This window comes from Mycobacteroides abscessus ATCC 19977 (assembly GCF_000069185.1).
Lineage (GTDB): Bacteria > Actinomycetota > Actinomycetes > Mycobacteriales > Mycobacteriaceae > Mycobacterium > Mycobacterium abscessus.
Genome location: NC_010397.1, coordinates 1,230,139 through 1,249,668 on the forward strand (window position 1 = coordinate 1,230,139; position 19,530 = coordinate 1,249,668).

The 19,530-nt window shown below is 63.7% G+C and carries 19 protein-coding genes; 15 read left to right on the forward strand and 4 right to left on the reverse strand.

All coding sequences use genetic code 11. The annotated features are described in order from the left end of the window. The first annotated feature begins 51 nt into the window (after positions 1-51). The 12 genes from MAB_RS06335 to MAB_RS06390 all read left to right on the forward strand — a co-directional run bounded on the left by MAB_RS06335 (position 52) and on the right by MAB_RS06390 (position 12,102). Positions 52-1,530, forward strand: coding sequence for an aldehyde dehydrogenase (locus MAB_RS06335; RefSeq protein ID WP_005084280.1), 1,479 nt, complete (start codon positions 52-54; stop codon positions 1,528-1,530). A gap of 19 nt (positions 1,531-1,549) precedes the next feature. Next, positions 1,550-2,302 carry an SDR family oxidoreductase gene (locus MAB_RS06340; protein WP_005084281.1) on the forward strand — a complete coding sequence of 251 codons (753 nt, stop codon included), beginning with the start codon at positions 1,550-1,552 and terminating at the stop codon, positions 2,300-2,302. Further along, positions 2,299-3,165: an NAD(P)-dependent oxidoreductase gene (locus MAB_RS06345; RefSeq protein ID WP_005084282.1), complete on the forward strand. Its 867-nt coding sequence runs from the start codon at positions 2,299-2,301 to the stop codon at positions 3,163-3,165. The genes MAB_RS06340 and MAB_RS06345 overlap by 4 nt, the downstream gene beginning before the upstream one ends. Then, on the forward strand, positions 3,158-3,541 hold the full coding sequence (locus MAB_RS06350) for a carboxymuconolactone decarboxylase family protein (RefSeq protein WP_005084283.1): 384 nt from the start codon (positions 3,158-3,160) through the stop codon (positions 3,539-3,541). The genes MAB_RS06345 and MAB_RS06350 overlap by 8 nt, the downstream gene beginning before the upstream one ends. Beyond that, a complete protein-coding gene (locus MAB_RS06355; RefSeq protein ID WP_005088617.1) occupies positions 3,534-4,757 on the forward strand; it encodes a hypothetical protein in 1,224 nt (407 codons plus the stop codon). Before MAB_RS06350 ends, MAB_RS06355 begins: the two co-directional genes overlap by 8 nt. Before the next feature lie 31 nt (positions 4,758-4,788). Then, positions 4,789-6,285, forward strand: coding sequence for a carboxylesterase/lipase family protein (locus MAB_RS06360; RefSeq protein WP_005110016.1), 1,497 nt, complete (start codon positions 4,789-4,791; stop codon positions 6,283-6,285). A 95-nt stretch (positions 6,286-6,380) separates the two neighbouring features. Next, positions 6,381-6,968: a DUF5701 family protein gene (locus tag MAB_RS06365; RefSeq protein ID WP_005110017.1), complete on the forward strand. Its 588-nt coding sequence runs from the start codon at positions 6,381-6,383 to the stop codon at positions 6,966-6,968. Between the two features lie 144 nt (positions 6,969-7,112). After that, on the forward strand, positions 7,113-7,760 hold the full coding sequence (locus MAB_RS06370) for an ABC transporter permease (protein WP_005110018.1): 648 nt from the start codon (positions 7,113-7,115) through the stop codon (positions 7,758-7,760). Next, on the forward strand, positions 7,753-8,913 hold the full coding sequence (locus MAB_RS06375) for an ABC transporter ATP-binding protein (RefSeq protein ID WP_005110021.1): 1,161 nt from the start codon (positions 7,753-7,755) through the stop codon (positions 8,911-8,913). Before MAB_RS06370 ends, MAB_RS06375 begins: the two co-directional genes overlap by 8 nt. Positions 8,914-8,924: 11 nt before the next feature. Continuing rightward, the gene (locus MAB_RS06380) at positions 8,925-9,710 is read left to right on the forward strand and encodes an ABC transporter permease (RefSeq protein WP_005110024.1); all 786 of its coding nucleotides are present in this window, start codon (positions 8,925-8,927) and stop codon (positions 9,708-9,710) included. A 17-nt stretch (positions 9,711-9,727) separates the two neighbouring features. Then, the gene (locus MAB_RS06385; RefSeq protein WP_005110025.1) at positions 9,728-10,669 is read left to right on the forward strand and encodes a glycine betaine ABC transporter substrate-binding protein; all 942 of its coding nucleotides are present in this window, start codon (positions 9,728-9,730) and stop codon (positions 10,667-10,669) included. Between the two features lie 35 nt (positions 10,670-10,704). After that, on the forward strand, positions 10,705-12,102 hold the full coding sequence (locus MAB_RS06390) for a hypothetical protein (protein WP_005110026.1): 1,398 nt from the start codon (positions 10,705-10,707) through the stop codon (positions 12,100-12,102). Here the strand turns inward: MAB_RS06390 and MAB_RS06395 are convergent. Further along, positions 12,085-12,996: an oxygenase MpaB family protein gene (locus tag MAB_RS06395; protein ID WP_005084293.1), complete on the reverse strand. Its 912-nt coding sequence runs from the start codon at positions 12,994-12,996 to the stop codon at positions 12,085-12,087. The genes MAB_RS06390 and MAB_RS06395 overlap by 18 nt on opposite strands. A gap of 124 nt (positions 12,997-13,120) precedes the next feature. On the opposite strand from MAB_RS06395, the gene MAB_RS06400 reads away from it, so the two are divergent. Beyond that, positions 13,121-13,555: a hypothetical protein gene (locus tag MAB_RS06400; RefSeq protein WP_005084294.1), complete on the forward strand. Its 435-nt coding sequence runs from the start codon at positions 13,121-13,123 to the stop codon at positions 13,553-13,555. Between the two features lie 73 nt (positions 13,556-13,628). Here MAB_RS06400 and MAB_RS06405 read toward each other — a convergent pair whose 3' ends face one another. The 3 genes from MAB_RS06405 to coaA are packed head-to-tail and all read right to left on the reverse strand — an operon-like array spanning position 13,629 to position 16,722. After that, the gene (locus MAB_RS06405) at positions 13,629-15,311 is read right to left on the reverse strand and encodes a GMC oxidoreductase (protein ID WP_005084295.1); all 1,683 of its coding nucleotides are present in this window, start codon (positions 15,309-15,311) and stop codon (positions 13,629-13,631) included. A gap of 42 nt (positions 15,312-15,353) precedes the next feature. Continuing rightward, positions 15,354-15,752: a nuclear transport factor 2 family protein gene (locus MAB_RS06410; protein WP_005110027.1), complete on the reverse strand. Its 399-nt coding sequence runs from the start codon at positions 15,750-15,752 to the stop codon at positions 15,354-15,356. Positions 15,753-15,789: 37 nt separating this feature from the next. Further along, a complete protein-coding gene (gene coaA, locus MAB_RS06415) occupies positions 15,790-16,722 on the reverse strand; it encodes a type I pantothenate kinase (RefSeq protein WP_005059370.1) in 933 nt (310 codons plus the stop codon). A 53-nt stretch (positions 16,723-16,775) separates the two neighbouring features. On the opposite strand from coaA, the gene MAB_RS06420 reads away from it, so the two are divergent. Continuing rightward, the gene (locus MAB_RS06420) at positions 16,776-17,984 is read left to right on the forward strand and encodes a DUF885 domain-containing protein (RefSeq protein ID WP_005084297.1); all 1,209 of its coding nucleotides are present in this window, start codon (positions 16,776-16,778) and stop codon (positions 17,982-17,984) included. 21 nt (positions 17,985-18,005) lie between these two features. After that, positions 18,006-19,463: a glycine hydroxymethyltransferase gene (locus tag MAB_RS06425; protein ID WP_005110028.1), complete on the forward strand. Its 1,458-nt coding sequence runs from the start codon at positions 18,006-18,008 to the stop codon at positions 19,461-19,463. The last annotated feature ends 67 nt before the right edge of the window (positions 19,464-19,530 follow it).

Consider the following 19,530-nt stretch of genomic DNA (forward strand, 5'->3'; position numbering starts at 1 on the left):
TGGTTCCGGGATATGGAATGGACAAGTGTCCAGATTGGGAGACGAGCTGATATGACCGTTCTGTCCGATGGCGACAGTGAACTGTTCATCGACGGAAAGCTGCTCCCCGGCGGTGCGGGGCGATTCCCGACGGTGAACCCGGCTACCGAGGAGGTGCTCGGAACCGCGGCGGATGCCGACAGCGACGACATGAGTGATGCCATCGAGGCGGCGCGCCGCGCCTTCGATGACAGCGGCTGGTCGCGCGACGTAGCGCTGCGGGTGCACTGCATTCGCCAGCTCCGCGACGGGATGAAGACCCACATCGAGGAGTTGCGGGAATTGACCATCGCCGAGGTGGGTGCGCCCCGGATGCTGACCGCCGGCGCACAGCTGGAAGGACCCGTGGACGATCTGCAGTTCGCCGCCGATACCGCCGAATCCTTCGATTGGACCTCCGACCTCGGTGTCGCCTCACCCATGGGCATCAAAACCCGGCGCACCCTGGCACGCGAGGCGGTTGGCGTGGTCGGCGCGGTGACTCCGTGGAATTTTCCGCATCAGATCAATCTCGCCAAGGTGGGCCCGGCACTCGCAGCGGGTAACACCCTGGTTCTCAAACCTGCCCCGGATACCCCATGGTGCGCGGCGGTACTGGGGCGAATCATCGCTGAACACACCGACTTTCCACCGGGTGTCGTCAATATCGTCACGTCCAGCGACCATCGAATCGGCGCACAGTTGTCGACGGATCCCCGCGTGGACATGGTCTCGTTCACCGGCTCCACGGCCACCGGACGTGCGGTGATGACCGATGCCGCCGCCACCGTCAAGAAGGTGTTTCTCGAACTCGGGGGCAAGTCGGCGTTCATCGTGCTCGACGACCTGGATGAGGCGGCCCTCGGATCCGCATGTTCGGTCGCGGCATTCACGGCGGCTATGCACGCCGGGCAGGGCTGTGCCATCACCACCCGACTGGTGGTTCCGCGCGAACGATACGACGACGCTGTCGCGGCGGCCGCGGCCACGATGGGCTCGCTCAAACCGGGGGACCCCGCCAAGCCGGGCACGATCTGTGGGCCGGTGATCTCCGCACGCCAGCGTGATCGGGTGCAGTCCTATCTGGATTTGGCTGTCGCCGAGGGTGGTTCCTTCGCCTGTGGTGGCGGCCGTCCCGAAGGCAAAGACCGGGGCTTTTTCATCGAACCTACCGTGGTGGCCGGTTTGACCAACGCCGCGCGGGTGGCGCGCGAGGAGATCTTCGGTCCCGTGCTCGTGGTGATCGCGCACGACGGAGATGAGGACGCGGTCCGGATAGCCAACGACTCGCCATATGGACTGTCCGGCACGGTATTCGGCGACGACGATGAGCGTTCGGCACGGGTGGCATCGCGGCTACGGGTCGGAACGGTAAACGTCAACGGCGGTGTCTGGTATTCGGCCGACGCACCCTTCGGCGGATACAAGCAGTCGGGCAACGGCAGGGAGATGGGTGTGGCCGGTTTCGAGGAATATCTGGAAACCAAAGTCATTGCGACGGCAGTGAAATAGGAGACTTGAGGAGAGAATTATGGGTGAGTTTGATAACAAGGTCGCCATTGTCACCGGCGCCGCACAGGGCATCGGCGAGGCATACGCGCACGCGCTGGCCCGCGAGGGCGCCGCGGTGGTGGTCGCCGATATCAATGCCGAGATGGGTGAGGGCGTCGCCAAGCAGATCGTCGCCGACGGCGGTAGGGCCATCTTCGCAGGTGTGGACGTCTCCGATCCCGATTCGGCGATCGCCATGGCAGACAAGGCTGTCAGCGAGTTCGGCGGCATCGACTATCTGGTGAACAACGCCGCCATCTACGGCGGTATGAAGCTCGACCTGCTGCTCTCGGTGCCCTGGGATTACTACAAGAAATTCATGAGCGTGAACCAGGACGGGGCGCTGGTGTGCACCCGCGCGGTGTACAAGCACATCGCTCAGCGCGGCGGCGGCGCCATTGTCAATCAGTCGTCCACCGCCGCGTGGCTGTACTCCGGCTTCTACGGATTGGCCAAGGTTGGCATCAACGGCCTGACGCAGCAGTTGTCCCGAGAGCTGGGCGGGCAGAAGATTCGCATCAACGCCATCGCGCCGGGGCCGACCGACACCGAGGCCACCCGCGGCACCGTGCCCGAGCAATTCCGCAGCGAGTTGGTCAAGAACATTCCGCTGAGCCGCATGGGAACTGTTGACGACATGGTGGGCATGTGTCTTTTCCTGTTGTCGGATAAGGCGTCGTGGATCACCGGCCAGGTATTCAACGTCGATGGCGGACAGATCATCCGGTCATGACGCAGCAAGCCATGAAACTGGGATACATCGGCCTGGGCAATATGGGGGCGCCCATGGCCCGGCGGCTTGTCGATTGGCCAGGCGGCCTCACGGTCTTCGACCTGCGGGCCGAGGCGGTGGCGCCGCTGGTTGAAGAAGGCGCCGTGGGTGCCTCCGATGTGGCCGATATCGCGGATGCCGACCTCATCAGTGTCACCGTGCTCGATGACGCACAGGTGCGTCAGGTAGTGGGGCAGGTCGCCCCGAAGGCAAAGCCCGGCACCATCATCGCGATCCATTCCACCATTAGCGATACGACGGCCGTCGAGCTGGCGCAGGCCTGGAGGCCGCGCGATATTCACGTCATCGACGCACCGGTGAGCGGCGGTGCGCCGGGTGCGCACAAGGGTGAGCTGGCCACCATGGTGGGTGCCGACGGCGAGACCTTCGCGCGGGTCAAAGAGGCCTTCTCGAAGTGGGCGTCGTTGGTGATTCATGCCGGTGCCCCGGGCGCAGGCACCCGAATGAAGCTGGCGCGCAACCTTCTACATTTTGTGGCCTTCACGGCCGCGGGGGAGGCGCAGCGCTTGGCCGAGAGCTGTGGATTGGACATCACCGACCTGGGCAAGGTCGTGCGGCACACCGATGCCATCACCGGTGGGCCCGGTGCCATCATGCTGCGCGACACCACCGAGCCGGTGACGCCGGACAGTTTCTGGCTGCCCATCTTCACCCATGTACGGGGCCTGGGCGAGAAGGACCTGAGCCTGGCGCTGGCGCTGGGCGAGGAGCAATCCGTCGACTTGCCGTTGGCGACGCTGGCCCGTGAGCAGCTGGCGGCGAGTCTTGGTGTGCCACACGAGGAAGGGGCAAGTAATGGATGAGTTGCGCCGCCAGGGTCTGGACAAGATGAAAGAGGTGTACGGCTGGGACATGCCCGACATCCCTGGTGACTACTTCAAATACACCATCGATCATCTCTTCGGCACCATCTGGACGCGCCCCGAATTGTCCATGCGGGACCGTCGGCTGTTGCTTCTCGGCGCGGTGAGCGCCCTGGGGCTTGACGAGATTCTGGAGATCCAGACGAGCGCGGCGTTGAAGAATGGCGAGCTCACCGAGGCCGAGCTGCGCGAGGTGGCCATCTTCATCACTCACTATGTCGGATGGCCCTTGGGGCAGCGGGTGAACAAGCATGTCGAGATGGCCGTGGCAAAACAGAATGAAGCTAGGCGCACGAAAGAATCCTCGGATGACTAGCCGATTTTCCGGGCTGTCCCGGGACCAGTTGGCGCTCCTGGTCCCGGAGCTGCTGTTGATCGGTCAGCTCATCGACCGATCGGGAATGGCTTATTGCATACAGCATTTCGGACGTGAGGAGATGCTGCAGGTCGCCATCGAGGAGTGGGCTTCATCCAGTCCGATTTATACCCGGCGCATGCAGAGGGCACTGCGGTTCGAGGGCGACGACGTGATCACCATCTTCAAGGGCATGCAGCTCGATATAGGAGCGCCGCCGCAATTCATGGACTTCCGCTACACCGTGCATGACAAGTGGCACGGGGAGTTTCACCTGGATCATTGCGGTGCGTTACTTGATGTCGAGCCACTCGGGCCCGACTACGTCACCGGCATGTGCCACGACATCGAGGACCCCACCTTCGATGCCACTGCCTTCGCGACCAACCCGCATGCCCAGGTGCGGCCGATTCACCGCCCGCCGCGCAACCCCGCCGATCGGCATCCGCACTGTGCGTGGACGGTGACCATTGACGAGTCGTATCCGGCAGTGTCGGGAATCCCCGCTCTGGATGTGGTGGGTCGATCCATCGCTGCGGGTTGGGAGTTGGACGATATCGACACGTCAGAGGTAGGTGCCTCGGACTATGCCGGCCCGCTGCTATCGGATCTGGACTTCGGTGCGTTCTCGCATTCGGCGCTGGTGCGCATTGCCGACGAGATCTGTGTGCAGATGCATCTGCTGTTCCTTGGGTTCTCGATCGCGGTGCGCAAGAGGGCGGCCGATGCGGAGCTGGCTCGTACCGTGTGCACCCAGCAACTTATTGGGCTAGCCGGTGTCGCGGCCGCAAGGATCAAGAAGGCATTGGGGCTTTCGTCTGGCGTCGAGGGAGTGCTGCAGGTGGTGCAGCTGCATCCGCTGCTGAACCCGGCCGGATATGTCAACGCCGAGATCTCGGGCGGACAGCTTCATGTGTGGAGATCACCCGCTCATGAGGACTCAGCCTGGATTTCGTTGTGCGGCCCCGCCGAGACGCGGCCGCTGCAGGCGGTTGCCACGGCCGTTGATCCGCACGTCGGCGTGCAGATTGCCGGAGATGCACAGGACTGGACGGCATCGTTCGTCGAGCATGAGGGCGAAGACAAACTGCTACCCGAGGTGATGATCGCCAATGTCAGCGGGGGATCGCGGTTCGTGTTCGAGCCCCGCAAGTCGCTGCCGCTGACCGTGGTCTGAGGCGCCGATGAGGAAAGGACCATCATCTGCGGTGCGTGTGCACACCACCAACGGTGTCGTCGAGGGTTTCCTCGACGATGACGTGCGTCGTTTTCGGGCCATACCCTACGCAGAGCCTCCGCTGGGTGCACTGCGGTTGCGAAGCCCAGAGCCCGCGCAACCGTGGGCAGGTGTGCTGGCGTGCGATTCCTGGAAATCGGCGTCGCCGCAAAAACGGGTCTATGTGCCGCTTTCACTCACCAATTTTCAGGAGGTAGGCGAGGACTGTCTGACCCTGAACGTGACCGTGCCGGCGGCTAATTCATCCGATCCGCTGGCGGTGATGTTCTATATCCATGGTGGCGCCTACGTTTTGGGTAGTTCGGCTTTGGCCTTGTACGACGGAGCCGACCTCGCGCGTCGCGGATGCGTCTTCGTCTCCGTGAACTATCGCGTCGGAGCCTACGGGGCAATGGACCTGTCGTCCCTGTCGGATGCGCGGCACACCATCGACAGCAATCTGTACCTCCGTGATCTGGTACTGGCACTGCAGTGGGTGCGCGAGAACATAGCGGCCTTCGGAGGAGACCCTGGCAGTGTCACCATCTTCGGTGAAAGTGCCGGGGCGCATTGCGTTCAGATGCTTTTGGCGGTTCCGGCAGCGGCCGGATTGTTCCATCGTGCGATCTGTCAGAGCACCGCCAGTGGGATGATCCATACTCGGGACGAGGCGGCGGCCAACGCGCGGCGGCTCGTCGAATACTTGGGGGCCGACGCTCGCAGCCCCGCCGAGGCCGTGGTCAATGCCAGGCCGCGTGCACTCGTGTCCGCGACGCACCGGCTGCTCACCGCGAAAACCCGAGAATCGGCCTTCTCGCTGGGTGTAGGACCCAGTATCGATGGTGATGTGGTACCCGATGACCCGATCGCCATGATGGAACACGGTGAGGCGCATAGGGTTCCCCTCATCATCGGGTACAACGCCGAAGAGATCCGGTTGTTCAACAGGCTGCTGACGCGGGTGATGTCACTGTCCCGATTCGACACGCGTGCCGTGGCGCGCGCTCTCGTCCAGTTGCGTCCCGAGCATGCACAGCGGGTGATCGATTGTTACCAGGGGTATCCAGCCCGGGATGTCCTGGTGCGTCTCATGGGTGATGCGATGTTCGGCTCGGAGGCTTGGCGGGTGGCGCAGGCACATAGTCGGCACTCGTCGGTCTACTTCTACCGGTACGACTACGCACCGCGACCGTTGCGGCGATTCGGCCTCGGAGCCGCGCACGCGACGGAGCTGTTCGCGGTCTTCGGCTTGTTCAAACGCTGGCCAGCGCTGGCTGGAAAGAAGGACCGGCGGCATGCGTTGGCGCTGACCGAGGACATCCAGAGTCGATGGCTCGCGTTCTCACGCACAGGCGTTCCGGGCACCGGCTGGCCGGCCTATGGGGAGCCGGAGCGTGCGGTCATGGTGTTTGATCAGGAGCGGCGTATCGAGCTGGATCCGCATTGCGCGCAGCGTGAGCTGTGGCGTGATATCGGACGGGTCGCCTAAGAGGTCGCGGTGACACTTGTGCGTGGCGGCCCGGCGCAAATTCCCTGAATGTCATCGCGCGGGAACTCGGCGGTGCGGTGACGCGTTGAGCAGCAATGCTCGCCACCCAGGATGAATTCGACCGCCAGTTCACCCGTCTTCGAGAACTTGGATATCCCGTCACCGAACATGCCACCGCGCTGCGGGCCCGGGCCACAGATCCCGGCCCCTCGCACGTCGACCCCGATGATCACATCCCCTTCGTCCTCGTGGTGCCCGGCACTGACTACGAGCAGACCGCGCCGCTGATGAGTCTGAACGAGCGCAACGGCTTTCATGCCATGGATGACGGCGATGTCGATGTGTACCGATCGATTGTGCAGATCCCGGAACAGGCCTATTTGCTTACCGATATCGATACCGGCACCGAGTTCCGCACCGTGACACCGGAGACGGCACTGAAGACGATCCTTGCGCGCGGCCGCACGCCGCTGACCATCGATGAAGGCATAGCGCTGGTCGTGGTGCGGCCGGACATGTTGCGCAAGAACAAGTGTTTCTCGCTGGCCGCGTCCCGCGGAAAGGGTCAGCGCGTGCCCGCGATCTGGATATCTGATCGGCGCCCCAAGCTCGGCTGGTGCTGGGATCGCAATCCGCATACCTGGCTGGGAACCGCATCGTGTGGGGGACGGATCGCCGTATAGCGGTTGGCGTAAATAGCTGGAGTTCTCGTCTGGCTACGTATGTGAAAAGTAGCCTCCGGGGCCGTCATTGACATATGGTGGGTTGGCGGTGCCCGGTGAGAGCGGGTGTCGGTATCTGTTTTCTATGGAGGCACCAGCGGATTTATGGGTTTTGTCGAGTTTGTGAAGGACCGCTGGGCGGTCCTGTCCTTTCTCGCCTATCAGCACATGAGTCTGGTCCTGCAAACGCTGGTTGTCGCGGCCATGTGTGCCGTCTTTCTTGGGGTGCTGATCTACCGGTCGCCTTGGGGTGTGGCCAGCGGTAATGCGCTGGCCGCCATCGGCCTGACAATCCCCTCGTACGCCCTGCTGGGAGTGTTGGTCGGCGTCGTCGGTATCGGTGTTTCGCCGTCGGTCATCATGCTGGTCTTCTTCGGCAGTCTGCCGATTCTGCGCAATGTGTTGGTGGGGTTGACCGGCGTTGATCAAACACTCGTCGAGTCCGCTCGCGGGATGGGCATGAGCCGACTGGCAACGCTGGTGCGGTTGGAGCTGCCGTTGGCGTGGCCGGTGATCATGACCGGCATCCGGGTATCGGCGCAGATGTTGATGGGTACCGCGGCAATCGCTGCGTTCGCGCTCGGACCGGGCCTGGGCGGATACATCTTCTCCGGTATCTCGCGCATGGGCGGCGCGAACGCGACCAACTCCGTTATCGCCGGCACGGTCGGCATTCTCATTTTGGCGGTGATTCTCGACTCGGTGCTCAACGTCGTTACCCGCCTCACGACACCAAGGGGGATCCGTGTCTGACGTAACGGAAAACGCAACCATCACCGGCGGTGCGCGCATCCTGCTGGACGGTGTGACCAAGCTATATGACGGAAAGTCCACTCCAGCAGTCGACAACGTGACGATGGAGATCCCCGCGGGCGAGACGGTCATGTTCGTCGGTCCGTCCGGATGTGGCAAGACCACCACGATGAAGATGATCAACCGCCTCATCGAACCCACCAGTGGACGGATCTTCATCGGCGACGAGGATGTGACGGACAAAAACCCCGACGAGCTGCGGCGCCACATCGGATATGTCATCCAAGGCGCCGGGCTCTTTCCGCACTTCACGGTCGGCGACAACATCGCGATCGTGCCGAAACTGCTCAACTGGGATAAACAGCGCATCGACGAACGTGTCGACGAGCTCCTGGATCTGGTGAATCTCGATCCGGCCCAATATCGCAACCGTTACCCGCGCGAATTGTCAGGCGGTCAGCAGCAGCGTGTCGGTGTGGCCCGGGCGTTGGCGGCAGATCCGCCGGTGCTGCTGATGGACGAGCCCTTCGGTGCGGTGGACCCTATCACCCGGCAGCGCCTGCAGGACGAATTGCTGCGTCTACAAGAGGAATTGAGCAAGACGATCGTATTCGTCACCCATGACTTCGATGAGGCGGTCAAACTCGGTGACCGGATCGCGATCCTTCGCGAGGGATCGCAGATCGTCCAATACGACACTCCCGAGGTGATTTTGGCCAACCCGGCCAACGATTTTGTGCGCGGATTCGTCGGGCACGGGGCCGCGCTCAAACAGCTCACCATGACCCGGGTGCGCGATGTCGAGCTGCACGAGGCGGCCGTCGCACATGTCGGCGATGATCCCGCGCAGGCGATCGAGGCCGCCGAATCGATCGACCGCGAGCATGTGATCGTGCTCGATTCGCATGAGCGCCCGTTGCGCTGGTCGTCCCTGGACGAGCTTCGCGCGCCCAATGCCCTGCAGCGGGTCTCTCAGGATGAAGACCTCGAAAAAGTGAGTTTGGCATCGACTCTCACCGACGCGTTGGAAGACATGCTGACCTCTTCACACGGCGTGGTGGTGGTGACGGGGCGCCGCAACACCTATCAGGGCGTCATCAGGGTCGAGACAATCATGGACGCGATGGCCGAGATGCGGGCCGCGGCGCAATAGGGGTATCCCAGATGACGGCATCAACCATCACCGCGACCGGGGCGGCGCAATCGGCTCCGGCCACCGCCAGGCGGCCCGCACTGGCCGCCAGGCAGTTGCTACAGCCATCGGCATGCATTGTGGCCGTGATGGTTTCGCTGGCATACGTCAACCTCGCGGACGTATCGGCGTCGGAGAAGCGCTCGTTGGGGATGTCGAACCTGCTGGTCCTCCTGGGACAGCACATGGCGATCAGCGTCGCCGCGACGGTGCTCACGTGCGCCGTCGCGATCCCGCTAGGCATCGCATTGACGCGAGGGCCCGTCCGGAGGTACGCGAAGACGATCACCACGTTGGTCGGGTTCGGCCAGGCCGCTCCGGCCATCGGACTGATCGCACTCGGGGCGGTGCTGTTCGGCATCGGTGGTATCGGTGCGGTACTGGCCCTGACCGTCTACGGCGCGCTGCCCATCGTCGCCAATACCGTGATCGGTCTCGACGGTGTCGATACCCGCCTGGTGGAGGCGGCACGGGGGATGGGGATGTCGGCGCGCTCGACCCTGATCCGGGTGGAATTGCCATTGGCGTTGCGGGTCATCGTCGCCGGAGTGCGCACCGCGCTGGTGCTCATCGTCGGCACGGCGGCACTGGCATCGTTCACCGGAGCCGGCGGGCTGGGTCAGCTCATCACCACGGGCATCAAACTTCAGCAGCCGGTGACCCTGGTGGTGGGCGCCATCCTGGTGGCTGCTCTGGCCTTGTTCATCGACTGGCTGGCCCGCGTCGTCGAGATCATCGCAGCACCAAGGGGGCTGTGATGCGAAGGCGTCGACTTGTGGTGCTTGCCTGCTTGGTGATGATGCTGCAGGCAGGCTGCGGTCTCCAGTCCGCGAGCGGCGCGGTACTCGCCGCCAAGCCGGGCCTGATCCGGCACTACGATTCGCTTCGCGATGTGAATATCACGGTAGCGGCAAAGGATTTCACCGAGCAGCTGGTGCTGGGTAACATCGTCGCGATCATTCTCAATGCGGCCGGCGCCAGTGTCACCAATATGACCAACACCCCAGGAAGTTTCGGAGTGCGGCAGTCGATGCTGAAGAGGGTGGCCAATGTCTCGCCCGAGTACACCGGAACCGGATGGATCAATTATCTGGGGCACGCCGACCCCATCAAGGATCCCGTCGCGCAGTGGAAAGCGGTCAACGAGGAGGATGCGGCCAACCGGCTGGTCTGGTTGCCTCCCGCGCCCATGAACAACACCTACGCGTTCGCCATCCGGGAGTCGGAAGCCGAACGGCTGGCGGTGACCAAGCTGTCCGATTTGCGCGGCCTCGCACGCAACGATCTGACGTTCTGTGTGGAAAGCGAATTCGCCAGCCGTAACGACGGGTTCGTGCCGATGCTCAAGACGTATGGTCTGTCCACCGGGCAACTGGGCCGGATCACCAACCTGGATGTAGGAGTGGTGTATACCGCCACCGCCAAGGGCGATTGCAACTTCGGCGAGGTATTTACCACCGACGGTCGCATCCCGGCGCTGAAGTTGCGTGTCCTGCAGGACGACCGGCACTTCTTTCCGCTCTACAACCTGACCGAGGTCATCGATGCCGACCTGTTGGCGGCGCACCCCGAGTTGAGCGAGATCTTCGCCCTGCTGAACCCGCGGCTGACCAACGACACCATGTTGGCGCTGAACGCCAGGGTCGATTCGGCCGGCGAAGATCCGGCGATCGTGGCACGCGACTGGCTGATCGACCAGGGTCTGCTCAGCCGCTAGCACGTGACGATCCGGCACCTGTCACACTGTTGTTAATGGTGGCGATGTCGGCACTGGTCTTCGGGCTCAGCTGGTGGTTGGGTCTGTACTTACTCGCGCGAAATCCCCGCAAGCCGGTCCTGGTGCTGGCGGCCATCGGCCTTATCGGCTACTCCGTCGTGGTGGCGCTCGACGCCATCCGCGTGACGCCGGGCTCCGATGCCGAACTGCTGGGCCGCATTGAGGTTTTCACCGCGATCATTCCGAGTGTCGCCTGGCTGATGGTGCTGCTTGAGCTCACCAACAGCGGTGATCGGTGGCGCGATCGCGCCGCCATGGCGGTGCCCGGGGTGGTGCTGGCCGTGGTACTGCTGGTGGGCGCGTCGCTGGCGGGTACCATCGCGGGGCCCGCACGGCTGGGGCATTGGATCATGTTCTGCGCCAACGGGACTGCCGCGATCGGAGCGGCCATTCTGCTGTTCCGCCGGCGTGCCTCGATACCGGGCTCGGCGCGTGGTGTCGTGCTGGTGGCCACCATGTTCTTCACGCTCGGCGATGCTCAGCTGATCATCCCGCTGGGGATCGTGCCGAGCTGGCTGGCCTTGGCATCGACGGGCTTCGACCTGGTGCTGCTCGGTCTGGGCGTAGCGCTCTGGGACGCCTTCGACGAAGGCCAGGCGCTGCGCGGTGACATGCTGCGCTCCTTTGTCGCCTCAATACTTGTGGGCGCGTTGTTCGGTGCGCAGGCGATGATCGGCATCGCTGTCGTCGGCCAGTCGGTCGCGTTGGTGGTGCTGCTGTTCACCAGTATCGGCCTGGCCATCTGCATCCAGGTGCAGTCGGGCCCGTTCGCGGATTTCCTGGACCGATTGGCGTTCTCACGGTCTCCGCAGCTGCGTCAGGAACGTTCCGAACTGCGCAGTACCGAGGCGGCATTGCCGCTCAAGTCGGCGTCGCCGATCGCCGGAGTCGATGACGAGAGCTTCATCAGGCTCACGCGCCGCGCGCTCAGCCACTACGGCGACCTCGCCAAACTCGTCGCCAGTCCGCTGGCCGCACTGCCCGTCATCGATGAGCGGCTCGCCGGTCGCGGCGCCTCGGACCAGCCCGTCGAACGCGCCAATGAGCTCAGAGCGGTACTCGCCGAGTCCATCTCACGGCTCAAACCTCGCAATGACGGCGACTTCGGTACCACCGATCAATGGCGCTACTACAACGCGCTGTACTTCCCGTACGTCATGGGTGTACGGGCATATGCCCAGGGGGCCACGGCTGCCGGCTTGGACCCGGTATCCCGTCAGGCGTGGCAGTGGCTGGTCACCGAGGTACCCCAGCGTTCCTTGCACAACTGGCAGAACGCGGCGGCGAAACTTATCGCGGCGGATCTGCGTGCACAGATCGCCTCGATGCCGAATGGGTTGAGCACCAACGGCTCCTCACCAGTTGCGCGGTAGCCGGCCCCGCTCGCGGCGCCATCCGTCGTGGCTGGCCGGATGCCAGCGCCATGATGTCGGGATGAACGGCCACGCTAGCGGCACCGCACGCAGCAGCGTGCGATAGGCGGTCTCGTCCGCCAGATTCCACCGGATCCCAAAACGCTTGCGCACCTGGGGAGGCAGGCCGCCGTAGATGGTCAGCCGAAGCGGAGGAGCCAATGCCATGCGCAGAGGAGCGGTGGGCAAGGCGAGTTTCGCCGCGGGCTTCAGGTAAGCGGCCACCGGGAGATGCGGCGACTTGCTCATATCGGGAACCGAGCGTCCCTCGATGACCTTCATCAGATAGTCAGCGGCCGGGTTGGGGGTGAGTACCTCGTCGCAGTAGCGATCCCACTCCTGTTGGAAGGCGGCTCTATTCGGGGGCAGCGGCTGCTCACTCATGGCGTAGCGGCGATACCACTCGACGCCCTCCTGGTAGAGCTGTTCGCGTTCGGCGCCGGATAGTCGATATCGGGAGTACCTATCTATGGTTTGTTCGACCATCACCTGGAAGGTGGCGTGTGCCCACCAGAACGTCGTGGGGTTCAGCGCGTGATACCGGACGCCGTCGGGCTGCACCCCTTTGATGTCGCGGTGAAAATCTCGCACCGTCACTCCGGTGCCGGCGGCGGGATCGTCGTACACCGTCCCGAGAATCGGTGGCAACGATCGAAACACCCTGTCGACGGGGTCGGCGAAGAAGTTTGAGTGTTCGATCAACGCGTAGCCGATCGCGGGATCCATCGTTTGCAGCAGTCCGGCGGTGCCGCCGGTGAAGGCTATCCGCATATCGCCGGCCCAGCGCCACAACAGAGACCGGCGGCCCAGCTGGGCGCCGAGCGCGGTGGAGATGACATCGGTTGTTGTCATCATTAGATGATGGCACATCGCCGGGGGAATTGGCAGAAATTGGCAGTGCCGACCGTGGAGCTGGCAGTGCCTGTCGAGCAGAGTCTCCGGTATCAGCTTTTCCCCGGAGCTTTCCAAGGAGTCACCAATGTCCATCGCCTCACAGAACGCCTCGGTACTGCGTACCCGATTTGCCCAACCCGATGCACTTCTGCGCTTCGGGATCGGTTTGGACGGCGTCGCCACCGGTACGGCTGCCGTCGGACTGTTGATCGCGGCAAAATGGCTCGTGGAGCCGCTCGGCCCCTCGTTGCAATTTCAGGTCGGGCACGCCGCCGCCCTGATCGGATACGGAGTACTGGCCTTTGCCTTGAGTCGCGCCGACCGGTCGAGGCTCGGCACCATCGGCGTCGTCTACATCGCCGCGAACCTGCTGGCGACCGTGCTGTACGTGATGGCCGGCGTCATGACATGGGTACCGCTGACCACCGCAGGGGTGACTCTGTGCATCGCCTTCGGGGTCTATACCGCCGTGATGGCGGACATTCAGTTCCTGGGACTACGGCGGCTGCGCTCCGCGTAGCCGCTCACATGGCTCACCTGCTGAGAGTGAGCCGGTGCCGGGCCATCCGCTTGGTGGCCCGGCACCTTCATGTTCAGACCGGTGTCAACGGCAAGCGCAGCGCACCGGGTGCGGACTCGGGAACCGTCGGGTGATTCGGCTGCACTGGCGCGACGCGCCGGTATGCCGAGCCCAGCGCCGGGCGTGGATCGGCCTCGCCCTTGTTGGGCCAGAACGCCATGGCGCGCTCGGCCTGTGCGGTGATGGTGAACGACGGGTTCACTCCCAGGTTCGCCGAGATCGCCGATCCATCGCAGATATGTAGACCGGGATGGCCGTAGATTCGTTGGTACGGATCGATCACTCCCGTCTCGGGCGAATCGCCGATGGGACAGCCACCGATGAAGTGCGCCGTCAGCGGGATGTTCATCGAATCCAGATGCGTACTGCCCGCGTATCCGTCGACCTTGTCGGCCATGCGGCGTGCGACATCGTGGGCCACCGGGATCCAGTCCGGATTCGGTTCTCCGGAACCCTGTTTCGCGGTCATCTTCTTGCCGAACATTCCGCGTTTGAGGTAGGTGGTCAGCGAGTTGTCCAGCGACTGCATCACCAACACGATGATGGAGTGCTGCGCGGCACGGTAGGGGAACATCGACCGCAACATCATCGCGGGGTGCCGCAGGTTCGCCAGCCAGGTTCGCGCGAAACGCCACGGGCCGCCGTCGACCATATTGGTACCCAACATGCTCAGGAAGGTCGATCCCTCCCCGTACCGAACCACTTCGACGTGGGTGTTGGGTTCGGGGTGAATTGACGATGTGATGGCGACTCCCTGCGAGAAGTCGTCACGGGTGGGGGAGTAGACGATAGGCACTGATTCAGAGTTGGTGCGCGTCTGTTCGCCCAGACGTTCCGACAGATTGGGCAGCGACCCCGAATCCTTGAATTTGTGCAGCAGTCGCTGGGTGCCCAGCGACGCCGCCGAGAACACCACATGCTGCGCGGTGAACGTGCGCTTCTTCTTGCGTAACAGTCGCCCGGTTTGCTTGGTACTGACCGCGTATCCCTCACCGTCTTCCAGCGGGCGGACGTCGAGAACCTGGGTCAACGGATGGATCTGTGCGCCAGCGTGTTCGGCCAGATAGAGATAGTTGGTCTCGGTGGTGTTCTTGGCGTTGTGTTTGCAGCCGGTCATACAGGCCGCGCATCCGATACAACCCGTGCGCTCGGGTCCGGCGCCGCCGAAGAACGGGTCGGGCACCGTCTTGCCGGGCTCGTCGCCGAAGAAGACGCCCACGTTGGTGGGGTGATAGGTGTCCTCGACGCCCAGATCCTTGGCCACCGCCAACAGCACCTCATCGGGCGGGGTGGTGTGCGGAGTCTGTGCGACGCCCAGCATGCGGCTGGCCTGGTCGTAATACGGGGCCAGCTCGGACTTCCAGTCGCTGATATGCGCCCACTGCTTGTCGACGTAAAACTGCTCCAACGGCTCGTAGAGGGTGTTGCCGTAGATCAGCGAGCCACCACCCACACCCACCGCGCTGGCGATGAAGGTCTTGCCGAGAACCGTGAGACGTTGGGGGCCGTAACAGCCCAGCGCCGGTGCCCACATCGCCTTGCGCACGTGCCAGTTATTCGGTGGGAAATCTTCGCGTTTCCAACGTTTTCCCATGTCCAATACGCCGACTCGGTAGCCCTTTTCGGTGAGGCGGAGGGCCGCAACGCTCCCACCGAAACCGGACCCGATGACGACTACGTCGTAGTCATAGTCCATGGCGGCCAACCTACTGGTTGGTCGTGCGCTGCGGGGTGAAAATCAGCCTTGTGCCTGAGCGAGTGCGGCGCGCATCTTCTCGTGGATCGCGTTGATGGCCTGTAGCGGCCGGATCATGACCTTGAACTCGATGATCTTTCCGGCATCGTCGCAGGTGACGATGTCGACGCCGTTGATGTACTTGCCGTCCACGGTGGATTCGAACTCCAGCACCGCCTGATTTCCGGCCAGGACTTCCTTGACGTAGTGGAACCCGCTATCGGGTCCGGCGAGGGTGGCGAAGGCTGCCAGCAAGTACATCGCGGTCACCGGCTTGCCGTGCTGTGGGGTGAAGACCACGGGGGAGTAAAAGACGACGTCGTCGGCCAGTAGATCGTTGAGTGCTTCGGGGTTCGCGCCGGAAATGATGCCGTGCCAGGTTTCAACCACGTTGTTGATCATCAGGCGAATATACCAGTCGGTCTACCTGGATTACCGATTACAGCTTGCGTAGCCGCAGCCGGTTGATCGAGTGGTCGGCATCCTTGCGGAGCACCAGCGTCGCGCGTGGGCGGGTCGGCAATATGTTCTCCAGCAGATTCGGCAGGTTGATCGAATGCCAAATCTCTTGTGCGGCCAGGGTTGCCTGCTTGTCGGAGAGCTTGGCGTAATGGTGGAAGTGCGATGAGGGATTCGCAAAAGAGGTGGACCGCATCGCGAGGAAGCGGGAGATGTACCACTGCTCGATGTCTTCGATGCGTGCGTCCACGTAGATCGAGAAATCGAACAGGTCCGAGACCATCAGCGTGGGGCCGGTCTGCAGCACGTTCAAGCCCTCAAGAATGAGGATATCGGGTTGCTGCACAACATGTTTCTCGTTTTTGATGATGTCGTACAGCAGGTGCGAGTACACCGGCGCGGTGACTTCCCGCGCGCCCGATTTGACCTCGGTGACGAACCGCAGCAACCCGCGTCTGTTGTAACTTTCGGGAAACCCCTTGCGGTGCATGATGTTGCGTCGCGATAGCTCGGCGTTGGGATACAAGAATCCGTCTGTGGTGACGAGGTCCACGCGTGGATGATGGTCCCACCGCGCCAGGAGCGCTTGCAGCACGCGGGCAGTCGTGGACTTGCCGACGGCGACGCTGCCCGCCACGCCAATGACGAAGGGAACCAGACGGTCCGGATGTTGGTCGCCGAGGAAGGTCGCCGTCGCGGCGAACAGCCGCTGCCGGGCGGCTACCTGCAGGTGGATCAACCGTGCCAGCGGCAGATAGACCTCGGCGACTTCGGTCAGGTCGATCTGCTCGCCCAGACCACGCAGGCCGATCAGCTCTTCTTCGGTAAGGACCAGTGGCGTGGATTTGCGCAGCGCGCGCCACTGTTTCCGGTCGAACTCCACGTAGGGGCTCGGCTCGCTCAGCCGCGGCATGAACGCAAGTCTTGCAGGAGCCATTCGTGAACGCGGCACTAGGGTTGTGTGACATGGGCGATAACGACGAGTCGAAGAACAGTGTCGTCACCGAATACCTGCTGCTCGGGCTGCGATTTGACCGTATTGAGAGCGGGTACGTCGACTCCTTCACCGGTGATCCCGCACTGCGGCAGCGTGTCGAGAATGAACCCACGCCCAACCCGGCCGACCTCGCCCGTCAGGCCACCACGCTGCGCGCGGAGCTGGCCGCCAGTGACCTCGACGGGGCGCGCAAGGCGTTCATCGACACTCATTTGAAGGCGCTGGCGTGTGCCGGGCGCAAGTTCGCCGGCGAAGACATCGGATTTGTCGACGAGGTGCATGACTACTTCGACGTGCGCATCGCCAAGGGAGATGAAGAGCGCTACCGGCAAGCCCATGAGGCGCTCGAAAACGTTCTACCCGAAGGCGGTTCACTCTTGGAACGCAAGACCGCCTATGACCGGTCGCAGGAGATCGACCCGAGTCGGCTGCGGGAATGTGTGGACGCCTTCTCCAGCGCGCTGCGCGACCGGGTGCGCGCGGACTTTCCGCTGCCTGACACCGAGACGGTGAAGTACGAGGTGGTCAGCGATAAGCCGTGGTCGGGATTCAACTACTACGAGGGCAATTATCGCTCCACGGTCGCGGTCAACTCCGACCTCAAGCAGTACCTGAATAACGTGCCCGCCCTGATCGCGCACGAGTCGTATCCGGGGCATCACACCGAGCACTGCCGCAAGGAGGCAGGGCTGGTGCGAATCGGAGAACAAGCGGAGCAAACGATATTCCTGGTCAACACGCCGCAGTGCCTGATGGCCGAAGGCCTCGCCGACCTGGCGCTCTATGCCGCCGTGGGCGAGGACTGGGGCTTATGGGCGCAGGAGATCTATGCCGACCTGGGGCTGCGTTTCGACGGCGAACAGGCTCAGGCCATCGGGCGGGCTCGGGCCGGCCTGATCAACGTCCGCCAGGATGCCGCCCTGATGCTGCATGACGAGCACCGCGACGTCGAGGACGTCATCGCCTTTCTCAAACGCTGGCTGCTGGTCTCGGATGAGCGGGCCCGGCACATGCTCAAATTCCTGTCGTCGCCGCTGTGGCGCGCATACATCTCCACGTACGTCGAGGGCTATCAATTGTTGAAGGGCTGGCTGGATCGGCGCCCGGCGGAGCAGTCGCTGACGGCCCGCTTCGGCAGGCTGCTCGATGAGCCCCTGGTGGCGTCCACGTTGGTGTAGCCGCCGACTAGGCTGATGGCCATGACGACTTCAGCCTCCAGCGATATCGCGCAGGGTGCGCAGTATGCCGAGACCGCCAGCGCCGCCTACCGGTCGGCGCTGCAGGTCATCGAGACCATCGAGCCGCGCATCGCGGACGCTACCCGCAAAGAGCTTGCCGACCAACGTGATTCGCTGAAGCTGATCGCCAGCGAGAACTACGCCTCGCCGGCTGTGTTGCTGACCATGGGCACCTGGCTCTCGGACAAGTACGCCGAGGGCACCATCGGTCACCGCTTCTACGCCGGTTGCCAGAACATCGACACCGTCGAGGCGCTGGCCGCCGAGCATGCCCGCGAGCTGTTTGGCGCGCCGTACGCGTACGCGCAGCCGCACTCCGGTATCGACGCCAATCTCGTTGCCTACTGGGCGATCCTGGCCACCCGGGTAGAGGCACCGGCGCTGGCGGATAAGGGCGTGCGCAATGTCAACGACCTGTCCGAGACCGACTGGGAGGAGCTGCGTCACCAGTACGGCAACCAGCGGCTGATGGGCATGTCGCTGGACGCCGGCGGGCACCTGACGCACGGCTTCCGGCCCAACATCTCCGGCAAGATGTTCCACCAGCGCAGCTACGGAACCGATCCGGAGACGGGCTTGCTGGACTATGACGCGCTGGCCGCCGCGGCCCGCGAGTTCAAGCCGTTGGTGTTGGTGGGCGGCTACTCCGCGTACCCGCGCCGGGTGAACTTCGCCAAGCTGCGTGAGATCGCCGACGAGGTGGGTGCCACCTTGTTCGTGGACATGGCCCACTTCGCCGGCCTGGTGGCCGGAAAGGTGTTCACCGGCGACGAGAACCCGGTGCCGCACGCCCACATCACGACCACCACCACCCACAAGTCGCTGCGCGGCCCACGCGGTGGCCTGGTGCTGGCCACCGCCGAGTACTCCGACGCCGTGGACAAGGGTTGCCCGATGGTGCTGGGCGGACCGCTGTCCCACGTGATGGCCGCCAAGGCTGTCGCCCTGGCCGAGGCACGTCAGCCGTCATTCCAGGCTTACGCACAGCGCGTCGCCGACAACGCCAAGTCGCTGGCCGAGGGCTTCCTCAAGCGGGGCGCGCGCCTGGTCACCGGCGGCACCGACAATCACCTGGTGCTCCTGGACGTGCAGTCCTTCGGGCTCACCGGGCGCCAGGCCGAATCGGCCCTGCTGGACGCGGGCGTCGTCACCAACCGCAACGCCATCCCGGCCGACCCCAACGGCGCCTGGTACACCAGCGGCATCCGCTTCGGAACGCCGGCGCTCACCAGCCGCGGATTCGGCGCCGACGAGTTCGACAAGGTGGCCGAGCTGGTGGTCGACGTGCTGACCAATACCGAGGCCGATGGGTCTTCCAAGGCCAAGTACACCCTGGCCGACGCAGTGGCGGAGCGGGTGAAGGCCGCCTCGGCCGAGCTGCTGGCCGCCAACCCCCTGTACCCGGGCCTCACTTTGTAGGGACCTTAGTCCCGCCGACACGCCGCGTTCTGTTGCAAACAGCCTGGACAACCATGCAAAACACGGC

Coding starts and splice junctions, on each gene's coding strand:
- MAB_RS06335 (WP_005084280.1), top strand. CDS start 52: ATGACCGTTCTGTCCGATGGCGACAGTGAACTGTTCATCGACGGAAAG.
- MAB_RS06340 (WP_005084281.1), top strand. CDS start 1,550: ATGGGTGAGTTTGATAACAAGGTCGCCATTGTCACCGGCGCCGCACAG.
- MAB_RS06345 (WP_005084282.1), top strand. CDS start 2,299: ATGACGCAGCAAGCCATGAAACTGGGATACATCGGCCTGGGCAATATG.
- MAB_RS06350 (WP_005084283.1), top strand. CDS start 3,158: ATGGATGAGTTGCGCCGCCAGGGTCTGGACAAGATGAAAGAGGTGTAC.
- MAB_RS06355 (WP_005088617.1), top strand. CDS start 3,534: ATGACTAGCCGATTTTCCGGGCTGTCCCGGGACCAGTTGGCGCTCCTG.
- MAB_RS06365 (WP_005110017.1), top strand. CDS start 6,381: ATGCTCGCCACCCAGGATGAATTCGACCGCCAGTTCACCCGTCTTCGA.
- MAB_RS06370 (WP_005110018.1), top strand. CDS start 7,113: ATGGGTTTTGTCGAGTTTGTGAAGGACCGCTGGGCGGTCCTGTCCTTT.
- MAB_RS06380 (WP_005110024.1), top strand. CDS start 8,925: ATGACGGCATCAACCATCACCGCGACCGGGGCGGCGCAATCGGCTCCG.
- MAB_RS06390 (WP_005110026.1), top strand. CDS start 10,705: ATGGTGGCGATGTCGGCACTGGTCTTCGGGCTCAGCTGGTGGTTGGGT.
- MAB_RS06395 (WP_005084293.1), bottom strand. CDS start 12,996: ATGATGACAACAACCGATGTCATCTCCACCGCGCTCGGCGCCCAGCTG.
- MAB_RS06400 (WP_005084294.1), top strand. CDS start 13,121: ATGTCCATCGCCTCACAGAACGCCTCGGTACTGCGTACCCGATTTGCC.
- MAB_RS06405 (WP_005084295.1), bottom strand. CDS start 15,311: ATGGACTATGACTACGACGTAGTCGTCATCGGGTCCGGTTTCGGTGGG.
- MAB_RS06410 (WP_005110027.1), bottom strand. CDS start 15,752: ATGATCAACAACGTGGTTGAAACCTGGCACGGCATCATTTCCGGCGCG.
- coaA (WP_005059370.1), bottom strand. CDS start 16,722: ATGCCGCGGCTGAGCGAGCCGAGCCCCTACGTGGAGTTCGACCGGAAA.
- MAB_RS06420 (WP_005084297.1), top strand. CDS start 16,776: ATGGGCGATAACGACGAGTCGAAGAACAGTGTCGTCACCGAATACCTG.
- MAB_RS06425 (WP_005110028.1), top strand. CDS start 18,006: ATGACGACTTCAGCCTCCAGCGATATCGCGCAGGGTGCGCAGTATGCC.